Consider the following 6,367-nt stretch of genomic DNA (forward strand, 5'->3'; position numbering starts at 1 on the left):
TTTTTATTTTCTAAAGCCTAAAGCCTAAAGCCTAAAGCCTAAAGCCTAAAGCCTAAAGCCTAAAGCCTAAAGCCTAAAACTTACGCTCCCGGATGGTTGTCGCCTGATTTCATGGACCAAGCGTCCAGCATCCAACTTATTTTTTCTATATGGCCAATAAAGCCGCCTATCATATCAATAGTGCCTTCATCGCTTGCGGCATCTGCTTTTTCTACTACGGTGCGCATTTGCTTTAACAATTTGCCGTGATCGTCCAGCAAGATTTTAACCATCTCCAAATCTTTTGTGTCTGATGGTGATTCCTTGATGTTGCTCATCTTAAGATAATCGGTAAAGTTACTTGTGGGTTGATAGCGAAGCGTTAATATTCTTTCGGCAACCTCATCCACTTTCAATTTTGCATCGTCGTACATTTCCTCAAACTTAATATGCAGGTCAAAAAAGTTGTGACCAACAACATTCCAATGGAAGTTCCTAAGTTTTTGATAGTAAAGGTGATAATCTGCCAAGAGTATATTCAGTTCTTTTGCGGTAGTTGCGGTTTTCTTTTTATCGAGGTTTAAATAGCCCATTTGTCTTCTGTTTTTAAGGTTTCTCCCAAAGATAATCAACACCTCTTGGTCCATCAATTTTTTAGGATGGTTTAGCCTTTTTTTAACTTCAAATGAAACGATTCGTCTGTCAAAAAACTGCGGATATTTCGGCATAAAAAATATTGTAGGAAAAAAGCGATGTTTTCTTACATTCTAATGACTTATCTATGGCTTATCTATGGCTTATCTATGGAGTATCTATTTTGATGGTTGGATTGTTGGATTGTTGGATTGTTGGATTTTTAGATGTTCTTTGATTGGATAATTCGTGTCCCGATAGCTATCGGGATCGGGAATTCTGGATTATGCGAATGATTAATCAGTCAAGGTCAAATTGACAACCAACAACCAACAACCATCAACCATCAACCATCAACCACCAACCAACAACCAACAACCATCAACCATCAACCATCAACCATCAACCATCAACCATCAACCAAAATTCACAGAAATGATTTTTTAACAACCGCTCCCTTACTCAAAAGTTGTAACTTTTCTCCCCAAACAAAACCGGATTATGAAAAACAACCTTTCCGTGGCCATTCAGGCTGCTTTGGATGCTGGAAAAGAAATCCTTAAAATTTACGGTACAGATTTTAGCGTAGAAATAAAAGGCGATGATTCCCCTTTAACCCAGGCCGATGAGAATGCGAATGCTGTAATAATGGGTTATTTAAAAGCTACCGGAATCCCTATTATAAGTGAAGAAAATAAGCAATTGGATTTTTCGGAAAGAAAGGATTGGAGCCGTTGCTGGATAGTGGATCCGCTGGATGGAACAAAGGAATTTATAAAGCGAAATGGCGAATTCACCGTTAATATTGCATTGGTGGAAGACGGTAATCCTATTCTTGGAGTAATCTACGTTCCAGTTTCAAAGGAGCTTTATTTTACTTCCGAAGATGGAAAAACTTCAAAGAAAATAATTGTTCCTTCCGAAGAAATCTCACTGCAAGAAATATTTGAGAAAGCTGAACCTATCAAACCGTCTGCAATTACTTCCAAAGTACAAATTGTTGGTAGCCGTTCCCATTTAAATGAGGAAACCAAAGATTTTATTTCAGAAATTGAAAAGCAGCGCGAAGTAGAAATAGTTTCCAAAGGTAGTTCCTTAAAATTCTGCTTGGTTGCCGAAGGTTTGGCGCATATATATCCGCGTTATGCGCCAACTATGGAGTGGGATACCGCAGCGGGCCACGCCATTTGTAAGGCCGTTGGGGTTTCTGTAATAGACCAAACTACTAAAATGCCTATGCGGTATAATAAACCAAATTTATTGAACAACCATTTTTTGGTACAGGTTTAATATGAAAGACCAATCGCGAAAAAGGCATATTGCCAAAACCATTACTTGGCGTATTGTTGGTACTATTGATACAATTTTGCTGTCGTGGCTCATTACGGGCAATCCCATTACCGGACTTAAAATAGGTTTCGCGGAAGTGGTTACAAAAATGGTTTTATACTATTTCCACGAGCGGATTTGGTTTGGTATCAATCTTTCAGAAAAAGGCATAATCCACGAAAGCAGAAAGCGCCATATCCTGAAAAGCTTTACCTGGCGGGGAGTTGGGACATTGGATACGATGCTGCTTTCTTGGTTGATAACCGGAAATCCAATGACGGGACTTAAGATTGGCCTGTCAGAGCTTTTAACAAAAATGTTTTTATATTATCTTCACGAACGCGTTTGGTATCGCACCAATTACGGGTTGCCAAACAGAAAATAAAATTTTATGGAAGAGAATGTAATTCCGCATAATTTCAGCATTACCCAAAAGGAGCGAAGTGCCTTAAAAAATCACGACGCTCTCCTCATTTGGTTTACGGGGCTTTCGGGCTCTGGAAAATCTACTATTGCCAATGCTTTGGAAAAGGAACTTAGTTCAAAAAATATACATACTTATCTTTTGGACGGCGATAATGTGCGGAAGGGATTGAACAACAATCTATCATTTTCACCAGAAGATAGAAGTGAAAACATTAGAAGAATTGCTGAAGTTTCAAACCTAATGATCGATGCAGGTTTGTTGGTAATTGCCTCCTTCGTTTCACCTTACCGGGAGGACCGGGAAAATGTAAAGCGAATTGTAGGCTACAAAAATTTCGTTGAGATTTTCGTGAACACCCCCATTGGAGAATGCGAACGCCGCGATGTAAAAGGACTGTATGCCAAAGCCCGCGCCGGAGAAATAGAAAATTTCACAGGTGTAAACGCACCTTACGAAGCACCTATGGCGCCAGATGTTGAGGTTGATACTACTGTTGTTTCTGTTGAAGAGGCGGTTTCGGTAATTTTGACGGAAATAGGTGAGAGAATCGAGAATCAAGAATCAAGAATCAAGAGTAAAGAATAAAGAGGAAAGAATAAAGAAGGAAGTTCACCTACAGCCTACAGCCTACAGCCTAAAGCCTAAAGCCTACAGCCTACAGCCTAAAGCCTACAGCCTAAAGCCTACAGCCTAAAGCCTACAACCGCATAAAACCAATCAAACAATGATCAAATACTACTTAAATTATCTAGATGAATTGGAGAGCGAAGCCATCTACATCCTTCGGGAAGTTTGGGCTCAGTTTCAGAATCCGGTGATATTATTTTCTGGGGGGAAGGATTCTATTTTGGTAACCCATTTGGCCAAAAAAGCATTTTATCCCGCAAAAATTCCTTTTGCGTTGATGCACGTTGATACAGGCCACAATTTCCCAGAGACCATTGAGTTTCGTGATCGGCTTATTGCAGAGCTTGGCGCACAGCTTATTGTAGGTTCAGTGCAGGAGTCTATTAATGCCGGAAGGGTGGCAGAGGAAAAGGGAAAGAATGCTACCCGTAATACACTACAAATAACAACCTTACTGGATGCTATTGAAAGCAATAAAATAGACTGCGCCATCGGCGGTGGAAGACGCGATGAGGAAAAGGCCCGCGCCAAGGAACGCTTCTTTTCTCACCGCGACGATTTCGGGCAGTGGGACCCCAAAAACCAACGTCCGGAACTTTGGAATCTTTTAAACGGAAAGCATTTTGAAGGTGAGCATTTCCGTGCATTCCCCATAAGCAATTGGACTGAAATGGATGTGTGGAATTATATAAAACGGGAAGATATTGCAATCCCATCCCTTTATTTGGCACACCAAAGAGAAGTGGTATGGCGAAGCAACTCTTGGATACCAAACTCAGAATTTTTGAAATTGGAGGAAGACGAAGCAGTAGTCACAAAAAAGATCCGTTTTAGAACCTTGGGCGATATCACCATTACCGGCGGAATAGAAAGTGATGCAGATAATTTGGAAAAAATTGTAGAAGAAGTTGCCGCAATGCGAATGACGGAAAGAGGAAATCGTTCAGACGATAAGCGGTCTGAAACGGCTATGGAGGATAGGAAGAGGCAGGGGTATTTTTAGTTTTAAGGCTATATGCCTTAGGCTATAAGCTATAGGCAATTTAAAAAAAATAAGTAATTTTTAAATTTCAGTCTACGGCCTAAAGCCTAAAGCCTACAGCTTTTTAAATATGAGAGATTTTAGGAAATATGATGTTTGGGCTTTGAGCCACCAACTTGCTTTGGAAGTTTATAAAATCACTTCTGAATTTCCTAGTTCCGAGAAATTTCAATTAACAAGTCAGATGCAAAGAGCTGCGTATTCCATTCCATCGAATATTGCAGAAGGTTGTGGCAGAGATTCTGATAAAGATTTTAACAGATTTCTTCATATTGCATTAGGTTCTGCACATGAACTGGAATATTTTTTCATATTAGCAAAAGACCTCTCCTTTATTAACGTTCAAAAACAAAAAGAGCTTTGAGATTTGATTAATGAAATTAAGAAGAAGTTATATAACTTAAGCAGAAAATTGAAGTAAGAAGCTCTAAGCTATAAGCTTTATGTTTTAGATTTCACTATATAAAAGTATTAGTAACTTCACAATATAGCCTAAAGCTTATAGCCTAAGGCCTAAAGCAATAAACATGGAAATCGATAAAAACCAACTACTAAGATTCACCACCGCAGGAAGTGTGGATGACGGCAAAAGCACTTTGATAGGGAGACTGCTGTACGATTCAAAATCGATATTTGAGGACCAATTGGAGGCTGTTGAAAATACCAGCAAGAAAAAAGGGCACGACAATATTGATTTGGCCATGTTTACTGACGGTTTAAAGGAAGAGCGGGAACAGGGTATTACTATAGATGTTGCATATAGATATTTCACCACGCCCAAAAGGAAATTTATTATAGCCGATACCCCTGGCCATATTCAATATACACGAAATATGATCACTGGCGCCTCCACCGCAAATGCGGCAATAATCCTTGTGGATGCCAGGCACGGAGTGATTGAACAAACCAAAAGACACTCTTTTATTGCCTCCCTTTTACAGATACCGCATCTTATTGTTTGTATCAATAAAATGGATCTGGTGGATTATGGCGAGTCTGTTTATAATGATATTGTAGCACATTATGAGGAACTATCTTCCAAACTTGTAATTCAGGACATTACATATATCCCTATCAGCGCTTTATATGGCGACAATGTGGTAAACAGATCAACTAATATGGATTGGTATAAAGGCGCCACCTTGTTATATACTTTAGAAACACTCCATATCAGTAATGACCTCAATAAAATTGATGCACGCTTTCCGGTGCAAACAGTGCTTCGTCCGCAAAGGGAAGGTTTTATAGATTACCGAGGTTATGCGGGTAGGGTAGCCAGTGGAGTTTTCAGAAAGGGAGATGAAGTTGTTGCGCTACCTTCGGGCTTTACTTCCAAAATAAAAAGTATCGACACTTTCGAAGGAGAGGTTGAGGAGGCTTTTGTGCCAATGTCTATAGCTATCACTTTGCAAGATGATATTGATATAAGTAGGGGAGATATGATAGTTAGAACCAATAACAGGCCCGAAACCTCGCAGGAGTTTGATGTTATGCTATGCTGGATGAGCAATAAACCGTCACAGCCAAGGACTAAATACACCGTTTACCACACAGAGAATTCCCAAAAAGCAATGATAAAGAGCGTTTTGTACAAGATTGATATCAATACCTACAATCGAATCACGGAAGAGGATACCTTTATTATGAACGAAATAGGAAGAGTAACCATAAGAACCACAAAACCATTAATGATTGATCCATACGGAACCAACCGCACCACCGGAAGCATCATCTTAATAGACGATAATACCAATGAAACTGTTGCGGCGGGGATGATTGTTTGATTGTTGGTGGTTGATGGTTGATGGCTGTTGGTTGATGGTTGCTGGTTGCTGGTTGATGGTTGATGGTTGATGGTTGATGGTTGATGGTTGCTGGTTGATGGTTGTTGGTTGATGGTTGATGGTTGATGGTTGATGGTTGATGGTTGATGGTTGATGGTTGATGGTTGATGGTTGATGGTTGATGGTTGCTGGTTGTCAGTTGTCGGTTATCGGTTTGATTTTGAATGATTAATCACCTATATCATCTGAAACCACGAATCTACTATCCCGATAGCTATCGGGAAACAAATTAACGACAATGGCTTTAGGCTATAAGCTGTAAGCATTAGGCATTGGGAAATATCATAATTCATTAATAATTACGAGCCTCCCTGTTCTGAGCGCACTCGAAATCCCGATAGCTATCGGGAAACAAATTCACGACAATGGCTTTAGGCTATAAGCTGTAAGCATTAGGCATTAGGAAATGCATAATTCATTAATAATTACGAGCCTCCCTGTTCTGAGCGCACTCGAAATCCCGATAGCTATCGGGAAACAAATTCA

Annotated in this window: 8 protein-coding genes; 7 read left to right on the forward strand and 1 reads right to left on the reverse strand. The window is 39.8% G+C overall.

Annotation, left to right across the window (positions count from 1 at the left end; translation table 11 throughout):
- Nucleotides 1–80: 80 nt before the first annotated feature.
- Complete coding sequence (locus ESV24_RS07615) at nt 81–572, reverse strand: Dps family protein (RefSeq protein WP_111815823.1); 492 nt, start codon at nt 570–572, stop codon at nt 81–83.
- Nucleotides 573–927: 355 nt separating this feature from the next.
- On the opposite strand from ESV24_RS07615, the gene ESV24_RS15580 reads away from it, so the two are divergent.
- From ESV24_RS15580 to ESV24_RS07645, 7 genes are all read left to right on the forward strand, one after another.
- Nucleotides 928–1,059 (forward strand): hypothetical protein, encoded by a 132-nt coding sequence (locus tag ESV24_RS15580; RefSeq protein ID WP_262510033.1) that lies wholly within the window; start codon nt 928–930, stop codon nt 1,057–1,059.
- A gap of 54 nt (nt 1,060–1,113) precedes the next feature.
- On the forward strand, nt 1,114–1,902 hold the full coding sequence (gene cysQ, locus ESV24_RS07620) for a 3'(2'),5'-bisphosphate nucleotidase CysQ (RefSeq protein WP_111815784.1): 789 nt from the start codon (nt 1,114–1,116) through the stop codon (nt 1,900–1,902).
- A gap of 1 nt (nt 1,903) precedes the next feature.
- Nucleotides 1,904–2,326: a DUF2061 domain-containing protein gene (locus ESV24_RS07625; protein WP_111815785.1), complete on the forward strand. Its 423-nt coding sequence runs from the start codon at nt 1,904–1,906 to the stop codon at nt 2,324–2,326.
- 6 nt (nt 2,327–2,332) lie between these two features.
- Nucleotides 2,333–2,953, forward strand: a complete 621-nt coding sequence (gene cysC / locus ESV24_RS07630; protein ID WP_111815786.1) for an adenylyl-sulfate kinase — start codon at nt 2,333–2,335, stop codon at nt 2,951–2,953.
- Nucleotides 2,954–3,092: 139 nt separating this feature from the next.
- Complete coding sequence (gene cysD, locus ESV24_RS07635; protein WP_111815787.1) at nt 3,093–3,998, forward strand: sulfate adenylyltransferase subunit CysD; 906 nt, start codon at nt 3,093–3,095, stop codon at nt 3,996–3,998.
- Between the two features lie 109 nt (nt 3,999–4,107).
- The gene (locus ESV24_RS07640) at nt 4,108–4,401 is read left to right on the forward strand and encodes a four helix bundle protein (RefSeq protein WP_111815788.1); all 294 of its coding nucleotides are present in this window, start codon (nt 4,108–4,110) and stop codon (nt 4,399–4,401) included.
- A 163-nt stretch (nt 4,402–4,564) separates the two neighbouring features.
- Nucleotides 4,565–5,821: a sulfate adenylyltransferase subunit 1 gene (locus ESV24_RS07645; RefSeq protein WP_111815789.1), complete on the forward strand. Its 1,257-nt coding sequence runs from the start codon at nt 4,565–4,567 to the stop codon at nt 5,819–5,821.
- Nucleotides 5,822–6,367 lie beyond the last annotated feature (546 nt).

Source organism: Aequorivita lipolytica (assembly GCF_007997135.1).
Taxonomy (GTDB): Bacteria; Bacteroidota; Bacteroidia; order Flavobacteriales; family Flavobacteriaceae; genus Aequorivita; species Aequorivita lipolytica.

Excerpts from the sequence above, each read along its gene's own strand:
- cysQ (WP_111815784.1), top strand. The coding sequence starts at position 1,114 with ATGAAAAACAACCTTTCCGTGGCCATTCAGGCTGCTTTGGATGCTGGA.
- cysC (WP_111815786.1), top strand. The coding sequence starts at position 2,333 with ATGGAAGAGAATGTAATTCCGCATAATTTCAGCATTACCCAAAAGGAG.
- ESV24_RS07640 (WP_111815788.1), top strand. The coding sequence starts at position 4,108 with ATGAGAGATTTTAGGAAATATGATGTTTGGGCTTTGAGCCACCAACTT.
- ESV24_RS07625 (WP_111815785.1), top strand. The coding sequence starts at position 1,904 with ATGAAAGACCAATCGCGAAAAAGGCATATTGCCAAAACCATTACTTGG.
- ESV24_RS07645 (WP_111815789.1), top strand. The coding sequence starts at position 4,565 with ATGGAAATCGATAAAAACCAACTACTAAGATTCACCACCGCAGGAAGT.
- cysD (WP_111815787.1), top strand. The coding sequence starts at position 3,093 with ATGATCAAATACTACTTAAATTATCTAGATGAATTGGAGAGCGAAGCC.
- ESV24_RS07615 (WP_111815823.1), bottom strand. The coding sequence starts at position 572 with ATGGGCTATTTAAACCTCGATAAAAAGAAAACCGCAACTACCGCAAAA.